The sequence below is a fragment of the Klebsiella pneumoniae complex sp. WS1778 genome (assembly GCF_049472055.1).
Classification (GTDB): domain Bacteria; phylum Pseudomonadota; class Gammaproteobacteria; order Enterobacterales; family Enterobacteriaceae; genus Klebsiella; species Klebsiella quasipneumoniae.
On sequence record NZ_JBKGTJ010000021.1, the window covers coordinates 1 to 574 of the forward strand.

1 rRNA gene is annotated in these 574 nt (G+C 55.7%); it reads left to right on the forward strand.

Annotated elements, in window-relative coordinates:
- Positions 1 to 574, forward strand: a 23S ribosomal RNA gene (locus ACLEXF_RS25435); the annotation flags it as partial.

Here is a 574-nt window from a genome sequence, read left to right on the forward strand (position 1 = left end):
TGCGGACAGTGTCTGGTGGGTAGTTTGACTGGGGCGGTCTCCTCCCAAAGCGTAACGGAGGAGCACGAAGGTTAGCTAATCCTGGTCGGACATCAGGAGGTTAGTGCAATGGCATAAGCTAGCTTGACTGCGAGCGTGACGGCGCGAGCAGGTGCGAAAGCAGGTCATAGTGATCCGGTGGTTCTGAATGGAAGGGCCATCGCTCAACGGATAAAAGGTACTCCGGGGATAACAGGCTGATACCGCCCAAGAGTTCATATCGACGGCGGTGTTTGGCACCTCGATGTCGGCTCATCACATCCTGGGGCTGAAGTAGGTCCCAAGGGTATGGCTGTTCGCCATTTAAAGTGGTACGCGAGCTGGGTTTAGAACGTCGTGAGACAGTTCGGTCCCTATCTGCCGTGGGCGCTGGAGAATTGAGGGGGGCTGCTCCTAGTACGAGAGGACCGGAGTGGACGCATCACTGGTGTTCGGGTTGTCATGCCAATGGCACTGCCCGGTAGCTAAATGCGGAAGAGATAAGTGCTGAAAGCATCTAAGCACGAAACTTGCCCCGAGATGAGTTCTCCCTGAG